The sequence below is a fragment of the Streptomyces sp. NPDC005706 genome (assembly GCF_040631045.1).
Taxonomy (GTDB): Bacteria; Actinomycetota; Actinomycetes; order Streptomycetales; family Streptomycetaceae; genus Streptomyces.
This window is the reverse complement of sequence record NZ_JBEXYS010000015.1, coordinates 58,652-76,915: the sequence shown is the minus strand read 5'-3', so window position 1 is coordinate 76,915 and position 18,264 is coordinate 58,652. Positions and strand designations below refer to the sequence as shown.

The 18,264-nt window shown below is 71.8% G+C and carries 20 protein-coding genes and 4 tRNA genes; 19 read left to right on the top strand and 5 right to left on the bottom strand.

All coding sequences use genetic code 11. From position 1 onward, the window contains the following. The 8 genes from ABZ478_RS23545 to ABZ478_RS23510 all read left to right on the top strand — a co-directional run bounded on the left by ABZ478_RS23545 (nt 1) and on the right by ABZ478_RS23510 (nt 8,079). Complete coding sequence (locus tag ABZ478_RS23545) at nt 1-555, top strand: NADH-quinone oxidoreductase subunit I (RefSeq protein WP_359552443.1); 555 nt, start codon at nt 1-3, stop codon at nt 553-555. Further along, nucleotides 552-1,154 (top strand): NADH-quinone oxidoreductase subunit J, encoded by a 603-nt coding sequence (locus ABZ478_RS23540; RefSeq protein WP_359552441.1) that lies wholly within the window; start codon nt 552-554, stop codon nt 1,152-1,154. Before ABZ478_RS23545 ends, ABZ478_RS23540 begins: the two co-directional genes overlap by 4 nt. After that, entirely contained in the window at nt 1,154-1,540 is a 387-nt protein-coding gene (nuoK, locus tag ABZ478_RS23535; RefSeq protein WP_359552440.1) for an NADH-quinone oxidoreductase subunit NuoK, read from the top strand. Before ABZ478_RS23540 ends, nuoK begins: the two co-directional genes overlap by 1 nt. Continuing rightward, nucleotides 1,537-3,531: an NADH-quinone oxidoreductase subunit L gene (locus tag ABZ478_RS23530; RefSeq protein ID WP_359552438.1), complete on the top strand. Its 1,995-nt coding sequence runs from the start codon at nt 1,537-1,539 to the stop codon at nt 3,529-3,531. Before nuoK ends, ABZ478_RS23530 begins: the two co-directional genes overlap by 4 nt. A 6-nt stretch (nt 3,532-3,537) precedes the next feature. Continuing rightward, nucleotides 3,538-5,115 (top strand): NADH-quinone oxidoreductase subunit M, encoded by a 1,578-nt coding sequence (locus ABZ478_RS23525; RefSeq protein ID WP_359552436.1) that lies wholly within the window; start codon nt 3,538-3,540, stop codon nt 5,113-5,115. Beyond that, nucleotides 5,112-6,635, top strand: a complete 1,524-nt coding sequence (locus ABZ478_RS23520) for an NADH-quinone oxidoreductase subunit N (RefSeq protein WP_359552434.1) — start codon at nt 5,112-5,114, stop codon at nt 6,633-6,635. The genes ABZ478_RS23525 and ABZ478_RS23520 overlap by 4 nt, the downstream gene beginning before the upstream one ends. A 191-nt stretch (nt 6,636-6,826) precedes the next feature. Further along, on the top strand, nt 6,827-7,690 hold the full coding sequence (htpX, locus tag ABZ478_RS23515) for a zinc metalloprotease HtpX (protein WP_359552433.1): 864 nt from the start codon (nt 6,827-6,829) through the stop codon (nt 7,688-7,690). Beyond that, nucleotides 7,687-8,079 carry a YccF domain-containing protein gene (locus ABZ478_RS23510; protein ID WP_359552432.1) on the top strand — a complete coding sequence of 131 codons (393 nt, stop codon included), beginning with the start codon at nt 7,687-7,689 and terminating at the stop codon, nt 8,077-8,079. The genes htpX and ABZ478_RS23510 overlap by 4 nt, the downstream gene beginning before the upstream one ends. A gap of 64 nt (nt 8,080-8,143) precedes the next feature. Here the strand turns inward: ABZ478_RS23510 and ABZ478_RS23505 are convergent, their stop codons facing one another. Further along, entirely contained in the window at nt 8,144-9,427 is a 1,284-nt protein-coding gene (locus ABZ478_RS23505; RefSeq protein WP_359552430.1) for an amino acid permease, read from the bottom strand. 155 nt (nt 9,428-9,582) lie between these two features. Between ABZ478_RS23505 and ABZ478_RS23500 the strand changes: the two genes are divergently transcribed. After that, nucleotides 9,583-9,849 (top strand): GlsB/YeaQ/YmgE family stress response membrane protein, encoded by a 267-nt coding sequence (locus ABZ478_RS23500; protein ID WP_358928206.1) that lies wholly within the window; start codon nt 9,583-9,585, stop codon nt 9,847-9,849. Nucleotides 9,850-9,994: 145 nt separating this feature from the next. On the opposite strand, the gene ABZ478_RS23495 is transcribed toward ABZ478_RS23500, so the two are convergent. Beyond that, a complete protein-coding gene (locus ABZ478_RS23495; RefSeq protein WP_358928204.1) occupies nt 9,995-10,483 on the bottom strand; it encodes a YajQ family cyclic di-GMP-binding protein in 489 nt (162 codons plus the stop codon). 212 nt (nt 10,484-10,695) lie between these two features. On the opposite strand from ABZ478_RS23495, the gene ABZ478_RS23490 reads away from it, so the two are divergent. Next, nucleotides 10,696-10,777, top strand: a tRNA-Tyr gene (locus tag ABZ478_RS23490). Nucleotides 10,778-11,053: 276 nt separating this feature from the next. Here ABZ478_RS23490 and ABZ478_RS23485 read toward each other — a convergent pair. Beyond that, on the bottom strand, nt 11,054-11,302 hold the full coding sequence (locus ABZ478_RS23485; RefSeq protein WP_359552428.1) for a hypothetical protein: 249 nt from the start codon (nt 11,300-11,302) through the stop codon (nt 11,054-11,056). A gap of 226 nt (nt 11,303-11,528) precedes the next feature. On the opposite strand from ABZ478_RS23485, the gene ABZ478_RS23480 reads away from it, so the two are divergent. Then, nucleotides 11,529-11,741, top strand: coding sequence for a hypothetical protein (locus ABZ478_RS23480; protein ID WP_358928202.1), 213 nt, complete (start codon nt 11,529-11,531; stop codon nt 11,739-11,741). Nucleotides 11,742-11,820: 79 nt separating this feature from the next. On the opposite strand, the gene ABZ478_RS23475 is transcribed toward ABZ478_RS23480, so the two are convergent. Continuing rightward, nucleotides 11,821-12,477 (bottom strand): NAD(P)H-binding protein, encoded by a 657-nt coding sequence (locus ABZ478_RS23475; RefSeq protein ID WP_359552426.1) that lies wholly within the window; start codon nt 12,475-12,477, stop codon nt 11,821-11,823. 105 nt (nt 12,478-12,582) lie between these two features. Continuing rightward, a complete protein-coding gene (locus ABZ478_RS23470) occupies nt 12,583-13,851 on the bottom strand; it encodes an amidohydrolase family protein (RefSeq protein ID WP_359552425.1) in 1,269 nt (422 codons plus the stop codon). A 337-nt stretch (nt 13,852-14,188) separates the two neighbouring features. Between ABZ478_RS23470 and ABZ478_RS23465 the strand changes: the two genes are divergently transcribed. From ABZ478_RS23465 to ABZ478_RS23430, 8 genes are all read left to right on the top strand, one after another. Further along, nucleotides 14,189-14,261: transfer RNA gene (locus ABZ478_RS23465), tRNA-Thr, on the top strand. A gap of 46 nt (nt 14,262-14,307) precedes the next feature. Then, nucleotides 14,308-14,380: transfer RNA gene (locus ABZ478_RS23460), tRNA-Met, on the top strand. 90 nt (nt 14,381-14,470) lie between these two features. Further along, nucleotides 14,471-14,635 carry a 50S ribosomal protein L33 gene (rpmG, locus tag ABZ478_RS23455; protein ID WP_003948671.1) on the top strand — a complete coding sequence of 55 codons (165 nt, stop codon included), beginning with the start codon at nt 14,471-14,473 and terminating at the stop codon, nt 14,633-14,635. Between the two features lie 108 nt (nt 14,636-14,743). Continuing rightward, complete coding sequence (locus ABZ478_RS23450) at nt 14,744-15,196, top strand: MaoC family dehydratase N-terminal domain-containing protein (protein WP_359552423.1); 453 nt, start codon at nt 14,744-14,746, stop codon at nt 15,194-15,196. Between the two features lie 8 nt (nt 15,197-15,204). Then, complete coding sequence (locus tag ABZ478_RS23445) at nt 15,205-15,633, top strand: MaoC family dehydratase (protein ID WP_358928195.1); 429 nt, start codon at nt 15,205-15,207, stop codon at nt 15,631-15,633. Nucleotides 15,634-15,743: 110 nt separating this feature from the next. After that, nucleotides 15,744-16,313, top strand: a complete 570-nt coding sequence (locus tag ABZ478_RS23440) for a helix-turn-helix domain-containing protein (RefSeq protein ID WP_359552422.1) — start codon at nt 15,744-15,746, stop codon at nt 16,311-16,313. Nucleotides 16,314-16,405: 92 nt separating this feature from the next. Next, nucleotides 16,406-17,848 (top strand): DHA2 family efflux MFS transporter permease subunit, encoded by a 1,443-nt coding sequence (locus ABZ478_RS23435; protein WP_359552420.1) that lies wholly within the window; start codon nt 16,406-16,408, stop codon nt 17,846-17,848. A 144-nt stretch (nt 17,849-17,992) separates the two neighbouring features. Then, a tRNA-OTHER gene (locus ABZ478_RS23430) sits at nt 17,993-18,086 on the top strand. Nucleotides 18,087-18,264: the final 178 nt, after the last annotated feature.

Genomic DNA, 18,264 nt, shown 5'->3' with positions numbered 1-18,264 from the left:
ATGGCTCCGATTCCCGGCAGCGGCCTGGCCAAGGGCCTGGCCGTCACCCTGCGCACGATGACGAGGAAGACCGTCACCGAGCAGTACCCCGACGCCCTGCCCGAACTGCCGCCCCGCACGCGCGGTGTCATCGCGCTGTTCGAGGAGAACTGCACGGTGTGCATGCTGTGCGCCCGCGAGTGCCCGGACTGGTGCATCTACATCGACTCGCACAAGGAGACGGTCCCGCCGGCCGCCCCCGGCGGGCGAGAGCGCAGCCGCAACGTCCTCGACCGGTTCGCCATCGACTTCTCCCTGTGCATGTACTGCGGTATCTGCATCGAGGTCTGCCCCTTCGACGCCCTGTTCTGGTCCCCGGAGTTCGAGTACGCCGAGACCGACATCCGCGAGCTCACCCACGAGCGCGACAAGCTCCGCGAGTGGATGTGGACCGTCCCGGCCCCGCCCGCCCTCGACCCGGGCGCGGAGGAGCCGAAGGAGATCGCCGCGGCCCGCAAGACCGCCGAGAAGCTCGCCGCCCAGCAAGCCGCCGAGCAGGGGGAGGAACGGTCATGAGCCTCGCCGCGGCCCAGCACGGCTTCCTGTCCCCGACCGGGGTGGAGATCGCCTTCCTTCTCGTCGGCCTCGTCACCCTCGGCGCCGCGCTCGTCACCGTCACCACCCGGCAGCTTGTGCACGCCGCGCTGTGGCTGGTGGTCGCGCTCGGCGGCCTGGCCGTCGAGTACCTCCTGCTCACCGCCGAGTTCATCGCCTGGGTGCAGGTCCTCATCTACGTCGGCTCCGTCGTCGTCCTCCTCCTGTTCGGTCTGATGCTCACCAGGGCGCCCATCGGCCGCTCACCTGACGCCGACTCCGGCAACCGCTGGGCCGCCCTGGCCGTCGCTGTCGCCGCGGCGGCGGCCCTGGTGTGGGTGGTCGTCGACGCGTTCCGCACCACCTGGATCGACCTGGACGGCCCGGCGGCCGGCACCACCCGCGTCACCGGCCAGAGCCTGTTCCAGAACTGGGTCCTGCCCTTCGAGGCGCTGTCCGTCCTGCTCCTCGCGGCCCTGGTCGGCGCGATCGTCCTGTCCCGCAAGGCGGCAGCGGCGGATCCGCCCCCCGGCGCCGCCCCCGCGGCCGGCACCCCCGGCGAGAAGGAAGGCGTCCGCTGATGCACCTCGCCTATCCCGCCGTACTCTCCGCCCTCCTGTTCTGCACCGGCCTGTACGGCGTCCTCGCCCGCCGCAACGCGATCCTCGTCCTGATGTCCGTCGAGCTGATGCTCAACGCCGTCAACCTCAACCTGGTCGCCTTCGACGTCTGGCTCAGCCGGGCCGCCGCGGAGACGCTGCACTCCGGGCAGGCGCTGACCCTGTTCACCATCGCCATCGCCGCCGCCGAGATCGGCATCGGACTGGCGATCGTGCTCGCCGTGTACCGCAACCGCGGCACCTCCGACATCGACAGGCTCCGCGACACCGCCGAGGGCCACGGCGACGACACCGACGGCCCCGGCACCGACGCCCCCGCGGCCGAGAAGGCTGAGGCCACCGCGTGACCACGACCACCCTCGCCGTCCTAGTCCCCCTCCTGCCGTTCCTGGGCGCCGCCGCCGGACTGCTGCTCGGCCGCACCACCCCCGGTCTCGTCCGCCCGCTCGCCGTACTGCCCACCCTGGCCGCGCTCGTACTGGCCGCGCTGGTCGCCGTGCGGCAGGGCGGCGGCCGGGCCATCGAGGCCCACACCGAGCTGACGCCCACCGGCTCGGTCCCCATCGACCTCGCCCTGGACATCGACGGCTTCGCCGCGCTCGTCGCCGTCCTGGTCGCCTTCGTCGCGGCCTGCGTGCAGATCTACTCGACCGGCTACCTGCGCGACGACCCGCGCTACCCCTCCTACGCCGCCCTTGTCTCCCTGTTCACCTCCGCGATGTTCCTGGTCGTCTACTCCGGCGACCTGATCGTGCTGCTGGTCGGCTGGGAAGTCATGGGCATCTGCTCCTACTTCCTGGTCGGCCACTACTGGGAGACCCCCGAGGCCCGCGCCGCCTCCCTGAAGGCCTTCCTGGTGACCAAGCTCGGCGACGTGCCGTTCCTCATCGGCCTGTTCGCCCTGGGTACCGACGCCGGATCGTTCAACATCCCCCGCGTCCTCGGCGCCGTCGCGAACGGCGGCATCGACCACCCGACGGTCGTCGCCCTGCTGCTGCTCGCGGGCGTGGCCGGCAAGTCGGCGCAGTTCCCGCTGCACACCTGGCTCCCCGACGCGATGGCGGGCCCCACCCCCGTCTCCGCGCTGATCCACGCCGCGACGATGGTCGCCGCCGGTGTCTACTTCGTCGCCCGTCTCCTCCCGCTCTTCGAGGCCTCACGGGCCGCGATGGTGGTCCTCGCCGTCATGGCCGCCGTCACCATGACCGGCTCCGGTCTCGCCGCCCTCGCCCAGGACGACATCAAGCGCGTCCTCGCCTACTCGACGATCGGCCAGCTCGGCTACATGACCGGCGCCCTCGCCGTCGGCGACCGCGGCGCCGCCGTCTTCCACCTCCTGTCGCACGGCGCCTTCAAGGCGCTGCTGTTCCTCGCCGCCGGCGTGATCATCCACGCCGCCGGCACCAACTCGCTGGCCGCCATGTCGCGCATGGGCCACCTGCGCGAACGCATCCCGGACGCCTACTGGACGATGACCGTGGCCCTGCTCGCGCTCGCCGCGATCCCGCCCTTCAGCGGCTTCTTCTCCAAGGAGTCCGTCCTCGGCGCCGCCGAGCACGTGGCCACCGGCCACACCGCCCAGGCCCCCGGCGCCGCCGGCTGGCTCGTACTCGTCGCCGGACTGGTCACCGCCCTGCTCACCGCCGCCTACGCCACCCGGCTGTGGCTGCTGGCCTTCCGCGGCCGCGGCGCCGAGGCTCCCGACCACGGCCGCCAGCCGCTGACGATGAGCGTGGTGCTGTGGGTCCTCGCCGTGCCGTCACTGGCCTTCGGCGGGCTCGCCTATCGCTCGCTGCCCGGCTGGCTCGACGGTCGCGACCTGACCCCGACCCTCCTCACCTCCATCCTCGGCACCGGCCTCGCCGTGGTCGGCGGACTCCTCACCTACGGCGCCTGGCAGCACACCACCGCGCTCGCCGCCCGGGTCCCGCTGGGCGCCGTCGCCGCCCACCCCGAGGGCGACGCCGGACTGGTCGAGGCCGAGGCCATCGCCAGCCACCGGCCCGCCTACGGCGACATCGCCGAGGCACCCGACCCGGCCGACCCGGGACGGCTGCTGCTCGGCCCGCTGCACCGGCACGCGGCCGCGGGCTTCCACCTGGACGCCGTGTACTCGGCGCTGTTCGTCCGCCCGGTCCAGGCCGGCGCGAGTCTCGTCCGGTTCCTCGACCGCGAGGTCGTCGAGACCTACGTACACGGCGCGGCCGCCCTGCCCCGGCTGCTCGGGGCCGCCGTACGGCGGGCGCAGACCGGCAATGTGCAGACCTATGTGAGCGCGCTGCTCGCCGGCACCGTCGTCCTGGCGGTCGCCGTCCTCCTCGTCGCCACGGGAGCGTGAGCAGGCGTGATCGATATCAACGAGTCCGTGATGCGGTTCCTTCTGGCGTTCGTCGTCGTCGGTCCGCTCCTCGGCGCCGCCACCGCCCTCCTCCCGGCCCCGCCCGGGCTGAAGGGGAAGTCACCCGAGCAGGCCGTGCTGCGGCACGGCGTCACCGTGACGGCCGTGATCCTCATCGCCGCCGTCGTCCTGGCGCTCGGCTTCGACCACGACCATCCGTCGAAGATGCAGGCCACGACCGACATCAGCTGGATCCCCGCACTCGACGTGCGGATCCACCTCGGCATCGACGGCATCTCCCTCCCCCTTCTGGTCCTGACCGCGCTGCTGTCCTTCCTCTGCGCGCTCTACTCCTACTTCAAGCCGCCGTCGGGCCCGTCCCCGAAGGCGTTCGTCGCCCTGCTGCTCCTGCTCGAGACCGGCACCCTCGCGACCTTCGCCGTCCTCGACCTGCTGCTGTTCTTCCTCGCGTTCGAGACGGTGCTCATCCCGATGTACTTCCTCATCGCCCGCTGGGGCGGCGAGGGCCGGACCCGGGCCGCGTGGAAGTTCATCCTCTTCACGCTGCTCGGCTCCGTGGTCATGCTGCTCGGCCTGCTCCTGATCGGAATCAAGGCGGGCACATTCGACATGGTGGCACTCGCCACTGACAACGGCCGGTCACTGACCACATCCGTGCAGGTCATCGCCGTACTGGCGATCGGGATCGGGCTCGCGGTCAAGACGCCGATGTGGCCGCTGCACAGCTGGCTGCCCGACGCCCACACAGCCGCCCCGACCGTCGGCTCGGTGCTGCTGGCCGGCGTCCTGCTGAAGATGGGCACCTACGGGTTCGTCCGCATCCTGCTGCCCGTGGCGCCGGACGGCTTCCGCACCTTCGCGCCGTACCTCGCCGCCTTCGCCGTGGTCGGAATCATCTACGGGTCCCTGGCCTGCCTGGCCCTGGCCAAGCAGGGCGCGAAGGGCGACCTGAAGCGGCTCATCGCCTACTCCTCCGTCGGCCACATGGGCTTCGTCCTGCTCGGCATCGCCACCATGACCCCGACCGGCGTCAACGGCGCCCTGTTCGCCAACATCGCCCACGGCCTCATCACCGGCCTGCTCTTCTTCCTGGTCGGCGCGCTGAAGGACCGCACCGGCACCACCGACCTCGACACCCTCGCCGAAGGGACGGGCGCGGCCCTCTACGCCAAGGCCCCCCGCCTCGGCGGCCTGCTCGCCTTCGGCGCCGTCGCCTCACTCGGCCTGCCGGGCCTCGCCGGATTCTGGGGCGAGATGCTGGCGCTGTTCGGCTCGTTCAGCCCCGCCGCCGGCCTCAGTCGGCCCGCGTTCCTCACCTTTATGGCGATCGGCGCGTTCGGCACCCTGCTGACGGCCGCCTACATGCTGATCGTGGTCCGCCGGGTCTGCATGGGCGCCGTACCGCAGCAGGCCCCGACCACCCTCGCCGACGTGCACGGCTACGAGTTCGCGGCCTGGACCCCGCTCGTCACCCTCACCGTCCTCGCCGGACTGTGGCCCCGGGCCCTGCTCGGCCTGACCGACCCGGCCGTGCAGCAGCTCCTCGCAGGAGGCACCCGATGAGCGCCCTGGCCCAGCCCCTGGCCCAGTCGCTGGTCCAGTCCGTCGACTGGCTCGCGATCGCGCCGCCCACCATCGCCGCGGTCGTGGCGCTCGCGGTCCTCGTCGCCGACCTCTTCCTCCCCGAGGCGCGCAAGCCGCTCCTCGGCTGGATCTCCGTGGCCGGTCTGGCCGTCGCCACACTGATGCTGCTGCCGCTCCTGGACGGCGACCGCAGCACCTTCTGCCTGCCCGCCCCCGCGCGCGCGTGCAGCTACACCGCCGACCACTTCACCCTCGTCATCCAGTTCCTCGTCCTCGGCGGTGCCCTGCTGGCGGCCCTGCTGTCGGTGACGAATCTCGGCGACGAGCGGCGGCGCATCCCGGCCGGGGAGTTCTGGTTCCTGCTGCTGTCCTCGGCGGCCGGCGCCGCCCTGCTGCCCGCCTCCCGCGACCTGGCCACCCTCGTCGTCGCCCTGGAGGTCGCCTCCCTGCCGGCCTTCGCACTCGTCGGCATCCGGCACGGCGACAAACGGTCCTCCGAGGCGGCCCTGAAGTTCTTCCTGTCCTCGGTCACCGCCACCGCGGTCAGCCTGCTGGGCATCAGCTTCGTCTACGCCTCCACCGGCACCCTCTACCTCACCCAGGTCGCCCAGCGCATCCAGCACGTCGACGGGCAGCTGCACACCCTCGCCCAGACCGGCGTCGTCCTCACCCTGGTCGGCTTCGCCTTCAAGACCGCCGCCGTCCCCTTCCACTTCTGGGTGCCCGACACCTACGTGGGCGCGCCGCTGCCCATCGCCGCCTACCTGTCGGTCGTCGGCAAGGCCGTCGGCTTCTCCGGGCTGATCCTCGTCACCGTCGTCGCCTTCCCGTCGTACGCCGACGCCTGGGGGCCCGCGCTCGCCGCCCTGGCCGCCCTCACCATGACCGTCGGCAACGTCGGCGCCCTGCGCCAGCAGGCCACGCGCGCGTACAGCGCCGTACGGCTGCTCGCGTGGTCCTCCGTCGGCCAGGCCGGCTACCTCCTCGTACCGATCGCCGCCGCCGGATACTCCAAGGACCCGCAGAAGGCGATCGGCTCCACCGTCGCCTACGCCCTCATGTACGCCGCCGTGAACCTCGGCGCGTTCGCGGTGGCCGCCGTGGTGGGACGCACGAAGTCCCTCAACCGGCTCAGCGACTACCGGGGCCTGTACGCCGCCAACCCGGTCACCGCCCTGCTGCTGGCCTTCTTCCTGCTGTGCCTCGCCGGGCTGCCGCCGGGCGTCATCGGCCTGTTCGCCAAGGTCACCGTGTTCTCCGCGGCCGTCGACGCCGGCCTGGGCTGGCTCGCCGTCGTCATGGCCGTCAACGTGGTGATCGCCCTCTTCTACTACCTCCAGTGGACGGCCCTGCTGTTCCGGACCCCCGAGGGCACACCCGCCCGGCACCGGCTCCCGGCCCCCCTCACCGCCGCCCTCGCCCTCACCGGCGTCCTCGGCGTGGCGCTCTCCGGCGCACCCCAACTGGTCCTGCGCTTCGCCGCCACCGGACTGTTCTGAGGACTCGCCACGCGCGCGTGGGGCACCCGTGGCCCCACGCGCGCGGAGGGCCGTAAGCGCACGTCACCCGTACGGCCGACGCGTGCCGCCGCCCGCACCAGGGAACTCGCGGCGGCCGCCTGGCGTTGACCAGAGCGGGAGGGTCCACTGGACCAAAGCGTTCCCCTGCAGCACGACTTGGAGGGCGTACCGTGCACCGCCGGCACAACGGGCTAAGGACCGCAGTACTCCTCGGGGGACTGTCCGCGCTCATCATCGTCATCGGCAGCTTCTTCGGCCGTACGGGGCTGATCGTGGCCGTCCTGATCGCGCTGGGCACGAACGCGTACGCGTACTGGAACAGCGACAAGCTGGCGCTCCGCGCGATGCGGGCCCGCCCGGTCAGCGAGTTCGAGGCCCCCGCGCTGTACCGGATGGTCCGCGACCTGTCCACGCAGGCCCGGCAGCCCATGCCCCGCCTGTACATCTCACCGACGGAGGCGCCCAACGCCTTCGCGACCGGCCGCAACCCGCGCAACGCGGCGGTGTGCTGCACGGAGGGCATCCTGCGCCTGCTCGACGAGCGGGAACTGCGCGGCGTCATCGGCCACGAGCTGAGCCATGTCTACAACCGCGACATCCTCATCTCGTCGGTCGCCGGCGCCCTCGCCTCGGTGATCATGTTCCTGGTCAACTTCGCCTGGCTGATCCCCATCGGCCGCTCCGACGACGACGAGGGCCCCGGCCTGCTCGGCATGCTGCTGATCATGATCTTGGGCCCGCTCGCCGCCTCCCTCATCCAGTTGGCCATCAGCCGGTCCAGGGAGTACGAGGCGGACGCCTCGGGCGCCCAGCTCACCGGCGACCCGCTGGCCCTGGCCAGTGCCTTGCGCAAGCTGGAGCTCGGCACCCAGCAGCTCCCGCTGCCCCCCGAACCCCGAATCGAGACCGCGAGCCACATGATGATCGCGAACCCCTTCCGGGCGGGCCAGGGACTGGCCAGGATGTTCTCCACGCACCCGCCCATGGCGGACCGCATCTCCCGGCTCGAGAAGATGGCAGGGCGTTCACAGTGAAGATCATCCTCAACGTCATCTGGCTCATCCTGAGCGGCTTCTGGCTGTTCCTCGGATACCTGCTCGCGGGCGTACTGCTCTGCGTCACGATCATCGGCATCCCCTTCGGCATCGCCGCCTTCCGCATCGGCGTCTACGCACTGTGGCCCTTCGGGTACACCACGGTCGAGCGGCACGACGCGGGCGCCCCCTCGTGCGTCGGCAACGTCCTGTGGCTGCTGCTGGCCGGCTGGTGGCTGACGCTGGCCCACATCACCACCGGCATCGCCCTTTGCCTGACGATCATCGGCATCCCGTTCGGTGTCGCCAACTTCAAGCTGATCCCGGTGTCCCTGTTCCCGCTGGGGCGCGAGATCGTGCCCACGGACCAGCCGTTCGCGGCCCGCTGAGGCACCCCCGAAACCCTGAGCCGCCGTCAGGCGACGTGCGACACATGAGGGTTCGGCAGCAGGGTCATGCCCCCTGCCGGGGCTCCGGGCGGCCTCCACGCCGACCGCGGCCCACCCACCACCGCCGCACCCCGTAGGCCGCCACGCCCACGGCGAGCACGCCCGCCCCCACGGCGACCGAGACCGCGGGGAGGGCGAACGCCAGCGTGGCGCAGCCCAGCAGCCCCACCACCGGCACCACCCGTGCCCGCGGGACCGGGCTCAGCGTCCAGGCCGAGGCGTTGGCCACGGCGTAGTAGGCCAGGACGCCGAACGAGGAGAAGCCGATCGCGCCGCGCACGTCCACCGTGGCGGCCAGTACGGCGACCACCGCGCCCACCGCCAGCTCGGCCCGGTGCGGCACCTGGAACCGCGGATGCACGGCGGCCAGCACACGGGGGAGATGACCGTCGCGGGCCATGGCGAGCGTCGTCCGCGACACGCCGAGGATCAGCGCGAGCAGCGACCCCAGCGCGGCCACCGCGGCCCCCACCCGCACCACCGGCACGAGCCCCGGCACCCCGGCCGCGCGCACCGCGTCGGCCAGCGGTGCCGCCGCGTGCCCCAGACGGCCGGCGCCGAGCACGCCGAGAACGGCCACCGCGACCGCCGCGTACACCACCAGGGTGATACCGAGAGCCACCGGAACGGCGCGCGGAATGGTGCGCGCCGGATCCCGCACCTCCTCGCCGAGCGTGGCGATCCGCGCGTACCCGGCGAACGCGAAGAACAGCAGCCCAGCCGCCTGGAGCACCCCGCCGATGCCCGTCGCCGACCCCGGGCCGAGCCGCCCGGCGTCCATGCGCCCGGAGGCGAGGCACGCGACCACCACCGCGGCGAGGACGGCCAGCACCACGGCCACGACGACCCGCGTCAGCCACGCCGACTTCTGGATGCCGCCGTAGTTCACGGCGGTCAGGGCCACCACGGCCGCCACCGCCACCGCGTGTGCCTGCCCCGGCCACACGTACGCCCCCACGGTGAGCGCCATGGCCGCGCAGGAGGCCGTCTTGCCGACCACGAACGCCCAGCCGGCCAGATACCCCCAGAACGCGCCCAGCCGCTCCCTGCCGTACACGTACGTCCCGCCCGACGCCGGATAGCGGGCGGCCAGGCGGGCCGAGGACATGGCGTTGCAGTACGCCACGACGGCCGCGACGGCCAGCCCCGGCAGCAGCCCCCGCCCGGCCGCACGGGCGGCCGGGCCCAGTGCGGAGAACACCCCCGCCCCGAGCATCGCGCCGAGGCCGACGACCACGGCGTCCCGCACGCCCAGCGTGCGCCGCAACGCGGTTCCGGAAGCTGTCATGCGCCGCACCCTACTGATCGGCGCAACCGACGGATGGACTGGAGACGTCCTCTCCCTCGACACAGCACGAACACGCGCGCGACCGACAGCCGATCCTCACCGGATTCTGAAGGGCCGGCCAGTGCGGACACAGCGCGGGAGGGCAGGTTCACGGCATGAGCATCATCGGTTGGATCATCCTGGGGCTTCTGGCCGGAGCCATCGCCAAAATCCTGCTGCCCGGCCGCGACCCGGGCGGCTTCATAGGCACGACCCTCATCGGCATCGCGGGCGCGTTCATCGGCGGCTACATCTCGTCCCGCTGGCTGGACCACCCGATCAGCAAGCACTTCTACGACGGCGCGACCTGGGCCGCCGCGATCGGCGGCTCGCTGGTCCTGCTGATCGTCTACCGCCTCCTGTTCGGCAACTCGCGCGACTGAGGCGCGGGCGGCGAGGCGCCCAGGAGCGACCGAAGGGTGGACACCGTCCGGTGCCCACCCTTCCTGGTCATGACCCGGCAACGGCCTGCCTGCGCCGGCCGCGGTCCCCGCGGTGCCGGACCGCGCGGTACCGCCGACAGTTGACCTACCGGTAGTTGACGAACTGCAGCGCGAAGTCGAAGTCCTTGCCCTTCAGCAGGGCGATCACGGTCTGGAGGTCGTCGCGGCTCTTGGAGGTGACCCGCAGCTCCTCGCCCTGGACCTGGGCCTTGACACCCTTCGGACCCTCGTCACGGATGATCTTGGCGACCTTCTTCGCGTTCTCCTGGGAGATGCCCTCCTCGATCGTCGCGAAGATCTTGTACTCCTTGCCGGAGAGCTGGGGCTCGCCCGCGTCCAGCGCCTTCAGCGAGATGCCGCGCTTGATCAGCTTGGACTGGAAGACGTCGAGGACGGCGTTCACCCGGTCCTCGGAGTTCGCCTCCATGAGGATCTTGTCGCCGGACCACGAGATCGAGGCACCCACGCCCTTGAAGTCGTAGCGCTGCGAGATCTCCTTGGCGGCCTGGTTGAGGGCGTTGTCGACCTCCTGCCGCTCGACCTTCGAGACGATGTCGAAACTGGAGTCGGCCATGTCCTGTGGCTCCTTGTATCGGGTGCGTATCGGGTGCGCGGCGGCGGCCGCCGAACCCGGCGTGGCGCCGGGCCGCATCCGCACCAGCCTAGTCACCCCACGGCCCACGAGGTGGAGATCAATCGGGTGGCGAAGCACCCCTACGCATCGGGTATTGTTTACGTCGTTGCCACGGAGCACCGCCGAAAGACGGTCCGAAGGGCAGCAACCCCGGCGGTGTGCCCGAGCGGCCAAAGGGAGCAGACTGTAAATCTGCCGGCTCAGCCTTCCCAGGTTCGAATCCTGGCGCCGCCACACGACCGAAAGGGTCTGTGACCAGCAGCAATGCTGGTCACAGACCCTTTCGTCGTTCCCGAAGTGCGCCATGCCGCGTGGCCGAGGTGATCAGGGCGCTGCGCTTCGCGAGCTGAGAGCGCGCTGACCGGCGTGAGCTCACGGCATGCGAGCTTCGGCCCCCGCCTCGGCGTAACCGGCGATCCGGATGAGCCCGCCCGCCGCGTGCGGAACAGGTAGTCCGGTGACCGGGCTTCCCGCTGACGCGCAGGATTCCAGGCCCGTTGTTCGCGCTGATCAGCGCCAGTTGGTGTCGTGGGTGAGTCGGTAGTGGTGGGTGTCGTACTGGTCGACTGTGATGGTCTGGCCGTTGGGTATGGGTGCGGTCCAGGCGCGGTAGGTGGTGCCGGGGAGGGTGACTGTGGTGGCTTTTACCTGGGGGCCGTTGGTGAGGGTGACTACGCCGTAGGCGATGTCGGCTTCGGGGGTGGAGACCAGGAGTCGGTTGCCGTTGAGGCCTTTGTCGTGGAGGCTCCACAGGCCCATGCTGCCTGTGGCGTGGGGGTCGTGGGTGCCGGTGACGGGCTGGCAGTCGGCCCAGGGGCCACCCTGGTGATCGATGCGGATGTCGAACAGGGCATGATCACGCCTTCGGGCCGCGAGTGCCCCTGTGCCTGCCGGGCGGTTTCCGGTCCGGTGCGGCGGCGCCGGGCAGGGGGGAGCGCCGCTTCGGGTCCTGCGGTGCCAGCGGGACAGCGGGCACACTGGCCGCATGGCATCCCGTCGCAGAACCTGTCCCGTGTGCCACCGTGAGATCGCCGTCGTCGCGGGTCGCTTCGCACGGCACGACCCGCCCGGGGCACGGGAGAACGGGGAACTCCTCTCCTGCTCCGGGTCCCGGCGCCAGGCACAACTCGGGGCGGTGCAGCCGGCGTTGGACGGGTACGCCGTGCCGGACTTCCCCGGGCAGCTGCCTCTCTTCTGACCGGTGAACGGCCGTCGCCCCCCGGCCGGTGAACGGCTCGGCCGTAGCCCCCCGATCGGTGAACGGTCGGCCGGCGTCCTCAGTTCCCCGCGACCGACTTCACGGCCACCGACACCGGCGTCGAGCCGCCGATCAGCTCCAGCGTCAGGCCGGCCGTCGCCGAAGTGTCCACCAGCTCCGCCAGTACGGCCGCCACGTCGTCCCTCGGGACCGGGCCGCGGCCGGTGTGGGCCTCCAGCCGGACCAGACCGGTGCCCGGCTCGTCGGTCAGTGCGCCGGGGCGCAGGATCGTCCAGTCCAGGGCCTCCTGCCCGGTGACGTACGCGTCGGCCGCACCCTTGGCACGCAGGTACACGTCGAAGACGTCGTCGCCCTGGTGCGCGGGGTCCGCGCCCATCGAGGAGACCACCACGAAACGGCGTACGCGCGCGCGTACGGCCGCGTCCGCGAACAGCACCGCCGCGCCTCTGTCCACCGTGTCCTTGCGGCCCGCGCCGCTGCCCGGGCCCGCGCCCGCCGCGAAGACCGCCGCGTCCGCGCCCTGCAGATGTGCCGCGACCTCCTCCACCGAGGCGGACTCCAGGTTCAGCAGGACCGGTTCGGCGCCCACAGCCCGCAGGTCGTCGCCCTGCTCCGCCTTGCGGATGATCCCCGCTACCTCGTCCCCGCGCGCGGCGAGCACCCGCTCCAGCCGCAGCGCGATCTGACCATGACCACCAGCGATGACAATGCGCATGATTCCGACCGTACGCCCGAAGGAGCCCGTGCGCCGCATGGGTTGGGGGCGCCGGCCCCCGTCACCTCGGGTGCTCTCCGGGCTCCCGTACGACGGCGGGCTCCCTCAGGACAGCTCTCCCCGCCCCTGACGGGGCAGCCCCAGCTCGGCCGCCGCCGCCGAGTTGCAGTACTCGCGGACCGCGCTCGTGCGGGCCACCACCCGGCCGCGGTGCACCACGATCCGGCTGTAGGCGAGGGAGAGGGCGCCGGACAGGTGATCGCCGCGTACGGCCAGCAGTTCGGCGGGGAAGCCGGCCTCGACGCGCACCTCCGGCAGGCCCATGGCCTGCCGGGCCGCGGTGCTGACCGCTTCGTAGGCGTCCTCGGGGCGCAGGCCGTGCGCGGAGGCGAGGAGATAGGCGGCCTCCAGGGGGTCGCCCCGGCCGACGGGGTTGGCGACGTCCCGGAGGGCGCCGCTGCCGGCCGCCACCCGGACCCCGGCCGCGCGCAGCAGCCGTACCGGCGCCGCGCCCCGCCGGTCGGCCGTGCCGCAGCCGCCCTGGGGGAGGCAGACCACCGTCACACCGGCCGCGGCGAGCTGCTCCGCGAGCCGGGAGGCCGCCTCGGCCGGCAGGCGCGCGAGGCCGGCGCACGGGCCGACGGTCACGCCGGGGCGCAGACCGCCCGCCATGGCCGCGAGCCGGGAGAGCCGGGCCGGGTCGGTGGCGTCCGTGTGCAGGTCCACCGGGCAGCCGTGCTCGGAGGCCACCTCCAGGACGGCCTCCACATAGCCCGTGGGGTCCGGGTCCGTGTCCGGGCAGCCGCCCACCACCGACGCGCCCATCTTCACCGCGTCCCGGAGCATCGCGAGCCCCTCGGCCCCCGCCGCCCCGGTCAGCAGGCGCGGCATCGCCACCGTGGTCAGCTCCGCGAGGCCCCGCAGTGAACGCCGGGCCTGCAGCACGGCACCGAGCGCGCCGAGGCCCTGGACGTCGCCCACGCGTACGTGCGCGCGCGCCGCCGTCGCGCCGTGGCCGAGCTGGAGCAGGGCCGCCTCCGTGGCCCGGCGCTGGACGTCGTCGGGGGCGTACGAGACGGGTCCGGGGTACTCGGCGGACAGCGCGGTGTCGCCGTGGGCGTGCGGCTCGGCCGGGGCCGGCAGGAGCAGGTAGCCGCTGAGGTCCACGCGGGAGGTGCCTGGCCTGGGCGGACCCGGCGTCAGGCTGCCGGCCGTGCCGACGACCTCGATGCGCCCGCCGCCCAGCCGTACGTCCACGGTCCGGCCGTCGGTGAGCCGCGCCCCGCACAGCAGCACCACGGCCTGGTCGGGCTGCCCGGAGGGGCCCGACTGGTTGGACGGCCACGGGGGCGGCTGCGGCTGGCTGTCGGGCATCGGACTCCAGGGTTCGGGCCGGGGGCTCGGGGCAGGCCGCGTGAGCGGGGCCCGGGACACGCGCCGGACCCAAGATCACGCAGAGTGAGTCGAGCCTAGGGTGGCGAACCCTGTGGAGCGCGGAGGAGCGCAATAGTCGTACCGGCGTGGCCCGGCCATGGCGGGACGTCCGTCGACGCCGCGGGCGGGCGGTCTCCGGACGCGCGCGTGCCCGCACCGACAGGGGGCCGCGGAGGCGGCCGGGAGGGCCCGGAACCGGCCGGGAAGGGGAGCGTGGTGGGCCCCCGGATACGGATTTGGGCGATCGGCGGCGGACCGTGTAATGTCTTCATCGCTCGCCCCAATAGCTCAGTCGGCAGAGCGTCTCCATGGTAAGGAGAAGGTCAACGGTTCGATTCCGTTTTGGGGCTCTGGTGTGAGAGGTTCCCGTCGAAAGACGGGTCCCGATCGCATCACAGCGGTGTAGCTCAGTCGGTAGAGCAAGCGGCTCATAATCGCTGTGTCACCGGTTCAAGTCCGGTCACCGCTACTGACAGTAGCCGATTGCGGGGTCGGTCCTTCGATCGGCTACTCTTGCTTGCGTTGAAATAGTCCATCCGTTCGTCTTAGGAGCACTCACGTGGCTGCCACCGACGTCCGCCCGAAGATCACGCTGGCCTGCGTGGAGTGCAAGGAGCGGAACTACATCACCAAGAAGAACCGGCGTAACAACCCGGATCGCCTTGAGATGAAGAAGCACTGCCCGCGTTGCAACGCGCACACCGCGCACCGCGAAACGCGATAAATCAGGCTCGTACGTGAGGCCGCCCCCGCAAGCTGGGGGGCGGCCTCACGTCGTTTCACCGGCTGCTGAGACCAGACACGCTGCTTGAGACCAGGAGGTGCCGGGCCAATGGCGCTCGACCAGTCCTTCGTTGGGCGGACCTACCCGCCCACCCCGCCCTACGAGGTGGGCCGGGAGAAGATCCGCGAGTTCGCCGAGGCGGTCGGGGAGACCAACCCGGCGTACACGGACCCGGAGGCCGCCAAGGCGTTCGGTCACCCGGACGTGATCGCCCCGCCGACCTTCGTGTTCTCCATCACCTTCCGGGCCGCCGGACAGGTCATCGAGGACCCGCAGTTCGGGCTCGACTACAGCCGCGTGGTGCACGGCGACCAGAAGTTCGCCTACGTCCGCCCGGTGCGGGCCGGTGACCGGCTCACGGTGACGTCCACCATCGAGGGCATCAAGTCGCTCGCGGGCAACGACATCCTGGACATCCGCGGCGAGGTGCACGACGAGGCCGGCGAGCACGTGGTGACCGCCTGGACCAAGCTCGTGGCCCGTGCAGCCGAGGAGGCGTGAGGCAACCGATGACGGCGAAGATCGCGTACGACGACGTCGAGGTCGGCACCGAACTGCCGGCCCAGACCTTCCCCGTGACCCGTGCCACGCTGGTGCGGTACGCGGGCGCCTCCGGGGACTTCAACCCGATCCACTGGAACGAGAAGTTCGCCAAGGAGGTGGGCCTGCCGGACGTCATCGCGCACGGCATGTTCACCATGGCCGAGGCGATCCGCGTGGTCACCGACTGGACCGGTGACCCGGCCGCGGTCGTGGAGTACGGCGTCCGCTTCACCAAGCCGGTGGTCGTGCCGAACGACGACGAGGGCGCGGTGATCGAGGTCGGCGCCAAGGTCGCGGCCAAGCTCGACGACCGGACGGTGCGGGTGGACCTGACGGCGACGAGCGGCGGCCAGAAGGTGCTGGGCATGTCCCGCGCGGTCGTGCGGCTGGCCTGAGGGTTTCGGCTGTTCGAGCGAGGGGCGTCCACCGCGAGGTGGGCGCCCCTCGCCCTATCCGGGGCCTGCAGGCCTTGACGAAGTTAGTAATTGAGCACTAACTTTCTTTCATGCCCAGGATGAGTGCGGAAGAGCGGCGCGAGAGCGTCATTCGCGCGGCGATCTCCGAGTTCGCGCGGAAGGGGTACTACGGCACCTCCACCGAAGCGATCGCCAAGCGGGTCGGTGTCTCGCAGCCCTACCTCTTCCGGCTTTTCGAGGGCAAGAAGGCGATCTTCATGGCCGCCTCGCTGCGGTGCGTGGAGGACACCTGCCGGGTCTTCGCGGAGGCCGCGGAGGGGCTGGAGGGCGAGGAGGCCCTGCACGCCATGGCCGACGCCTATGTGCGCCTGATCACGGAGCAGCCCGAGAAGCTCCAGATGCAGATGCAGACGTACATCACGGTGGCCGCCGCCGAGGCGGAGGGGGAGCACGGGTTCGGGGAGGCCGTACGGGCCGCCTGGATGCGGCTCTGGGACACCGTGCATCTGCCGCTCGGCGCGGACGACGGCGAGACCACGACCTTCATGGCGTACGGGATGCTCATCAACACCCTGGCCGCCATGGGGTTCCCGCCCGGGCACCGGGTCTGGCAGGCGATGTACCCGTCGTCCCAGATCGCCGGTCGGCTCCAGCACTAGGCGCAGCGGGAGGCGGAGTCCCGCCTCTTTCATGCGCGCAAAAGTTAGTCAGCAATTACTAATCAACCGCTGGAACACCCTCTGGGGGAGAGATGTCACAGCAGACCGCACGACGCGGGGGCGCCGCCTGGGCCCTCGTCATCACCAGCGTCGCCGGGTTCATGGCGGCACTCGACAACCTCGTCGTCACCACCGCGCTGCCCTCCATCCGTGAGGACCTCGGAGGCGCGCTGGACGACCTCGAATGGACGGTCAGCGCCTACACGCTCACCTTCGCCGTCCTGCTGATGTCCGGTGCCGCGCTCGGCGACCGCTTCGGGCGCCGCCGGCTCTTCCTCGCCGGACTCACCGTCTTCACCGGCGCCTCCGCCGCCGCGGCCATGGCTCCCGGCATCGGCTCCCTCATCGCCGCCCGCGCCGTCCAGGGCGTCGGCGCGGCCGTGCTGATGCCGCTCACCCTCACCCTGCTCACCGCCGCCGTGCCCGCCGCCAAGCGCGGCATGGCGTACGGCATCTGGGGCGCCGTCAACGGCCTCGCGGTCGCGTCCGGGCCGCTCATCGGGGGAAGCCTCACCGAACACATCTCCTGGCACTGGATCTTCTGGCTGAACGTCCCGCTCGGCGTGGCCCTGCTGCCGCTCGCCCGACTGCGCCTCGCCGAGTCGTACGGCACCGGTGCCCGGCTCGACCTGCCCGGCACCCTGCTCGCCAGCGGCGGACTCTTCGGAATCGTGTACGGCCTGGTCCGCGGGCCCGCCGACGGCTGGACCGGCTCCCTGGTGCTGACCGCCCTGTTCGCCGGGGGCGCGCTGCTGGTGGGCTTCGTCCTCTACAGCGCCCGCGCCACCAACCCGATGCTGCCGATGCGGCTGTTCCGCTCCCGCGCCTTCACCGGGATCAACGCGGCCAGCCTGCTGATGTTCGTCGGCATGTTCGGCTCGATCTTCCTGCTCAGCCAGTACATGCAGGGCGTGCTCGGCTACTCGCCCACCGAGGCGGGGCTGCGGATGCTGCCGTGGACCGGTATGCCGATGCTCGTGGCGCCCGTGGCGGGCATCCTCTCCGACCGCATCGGCGGCCGCCCGGTCGTCGCCACCGGCCTGTTCCTCCAGGCGGCGGGCCTCGGCTACCTGGCCTCCGTGGTCTCCGCCGACGTCTCCTACTCGGCTCAGCTCCCCGGGCTGGTGATCAGCGGCATCGGCATGGCCCTGTACTTCGCCCCGGCCGCCAACCTGGTGATGTCCAGCGTCCGCCCACAGGAGCAGGGCATCGCCTCCGGCGCCAACAACGCGCTGCGCGAGGTGGGCGGCGCGCTCGGCATCGCCATCATGTCGTCGATCTTCGCCGCCCAGGGTGGCTACGCCGGCGCCCAGGACTTCGTGGACGGCCTGCGGCCCGCCCTCGTCACCGGCTCGGCGGTGGTAGCCCTCGCCGGCCTGGCCGCCCTGCTCGTCCCGGGCCGACGGCACGCGCCGAGCACCGACCCGGCCGCAGGGCAGGAGCCCGCACCGGCCGCCGAGGCACTCTCCGTCTGACACCAACGGCACCGCACGCGCGCGTGGACCTTTCGAGGCCCACGCGCGCGTCGTCGCGGCTCGTCAGTGGGGTGTCAGGGTCTTGTCAGCGGGGCCTGGCACCGTTGTTGTTGTGAACGGCGCGGGGGACCGGGCCGGGAGCGTGGAGAGGTGCCCGGAGTGGTTTATCGGGGACCGAGGGCTTGTCTTGAGGTCGGATCCCACGGGGTCCACGCAGGTTCGAATCCTGCCCTCTCCGCCTGACAACGCAATATGTTCGGACGCGCGCGTGGGCCTTTGAGGCCGCGCGCGTGTTCGTGTTGTGCGGTGTGTGTCGTCGTGGCTCGTCAGTGGGGTGTCAGGGTCTTGTCAGCGGGGCCTGGCACCGTTGTTGTTGTGAACGGCGCGGGGGACCGGGCCGGGAGCGTGGAGAGGTG

Excerpts from the sequence above, each read along its gene's own strand:
- ABZ478_RS23545 (WP_359552443.1), top strand. The coding sequence starts at position 1 with ATGGCTCCGATTCCCGGCAGCGGCCTGGCCAAGGGCCTGGCCGTCACC.
- ABZ478_RS23540 (WP_359552441.1), top strand. The coding sequence starts at position 552 with ATGAGCCTCGCCGCGGCCCAGCACGGCTTCCTGTCCCCGACCGGGGTG.
- nuoK (WP_359552440.1), top strand. The coding sequence starts at position 1,154 with ATGCACCTCGCCTATCCCGCCGTACTCTCCGCCCTCCTGTTCTGCACC.
- ABZ478_RS23520 (WP_359552434.1), top strand. The coding sequence starts at position 5,112 with ATGAGCGCCCTGGCCCAGCCCCTGGCCCAGTCGCTGGTCCAGTCCGTC.
- ABZ478_RS23505 (WP_359552430.1), bottom strand. The coding sequence starts at position 9,427 with ATGACAGCTTCCGGAACCGCGTTGCGGCGCACGCTGGGCGTGCGGGAC.
- ABZ478_RS23500 (WP_358928206.1), top strand. The coding sequence starts at position 9,583 with ATGAGCATCATCGGTTGGATCATCCTGGGGCTTCTGGCCGGAGCCATC.
- ABZ478_RS23495 (WP_358928204.1), bottom strand. The coding sequence starts at position 10,483 with ATGGCCGACTCCAGTTTCGACATCGTCTCGAAGGTCGAGCGGCAGGAG.
- ABZ478_RS23485 (WP_359552428.1), bottom strand. The coding sequence starts at position 11,302 with ATGGGCCTGTGGAGCCTCCACGACAAAGGCCTCAACGGCAACCGACTC.
- ABZ478_RS23480 (WP_358928202.1), top strand. The coding sequence starts at position 11,529 with ATGGCATCCCGTCGCAGAACCTGTCCCGTGTGCCACCGTGAGATCGCC.
- ABZ478_RS23475 (WP_359552426.1), bottom strand. The coding sequence starts at position 12,477 with ATGCGCATTGTCATCGCTGGTGGTCATGGTCAGATCGCGCTGCGGCTG.
- ABZ478_RS23470 (WP_359552425.1), bottom strand. The coding sequence starts at position 13,851 with ATGCCCGACAGCCAGCCGCAGCCGCCCCCGTGGCCGTCCAACCAGTCG.
- ABZ478_RS23450 (WP_359552423.1), top strand. The coding sequence starts at position 14,744 with ATGGCGCTCGACCAGTCCTTCGTTGGGCGGACCTACCCGCCCACCCCG.
- ABZ478_RS23445 (WP_358928195.1), top strand. The coding sequence starts at position 15,205 with ATGACGGCGAAGATCGCGTACGACGACGTCGAGGTCGGCACCGAACTG.
- ABZ478_RS23440 (WP_359552422.1), top strand. The coding sequence starts at position 15,744 with ATGCCCAGGATGAGTGCGGAAGAGCGGCGCGAGAGCGTCATTCGCGCG.
- ABZ478_RS23435 (WP_359552420.1), top strand. The coding sequence starts at position 16,406 with ATGTCACAGCAGACCGCACGACGCGGGGGCGCCGCCTGGGCCCTCGTC.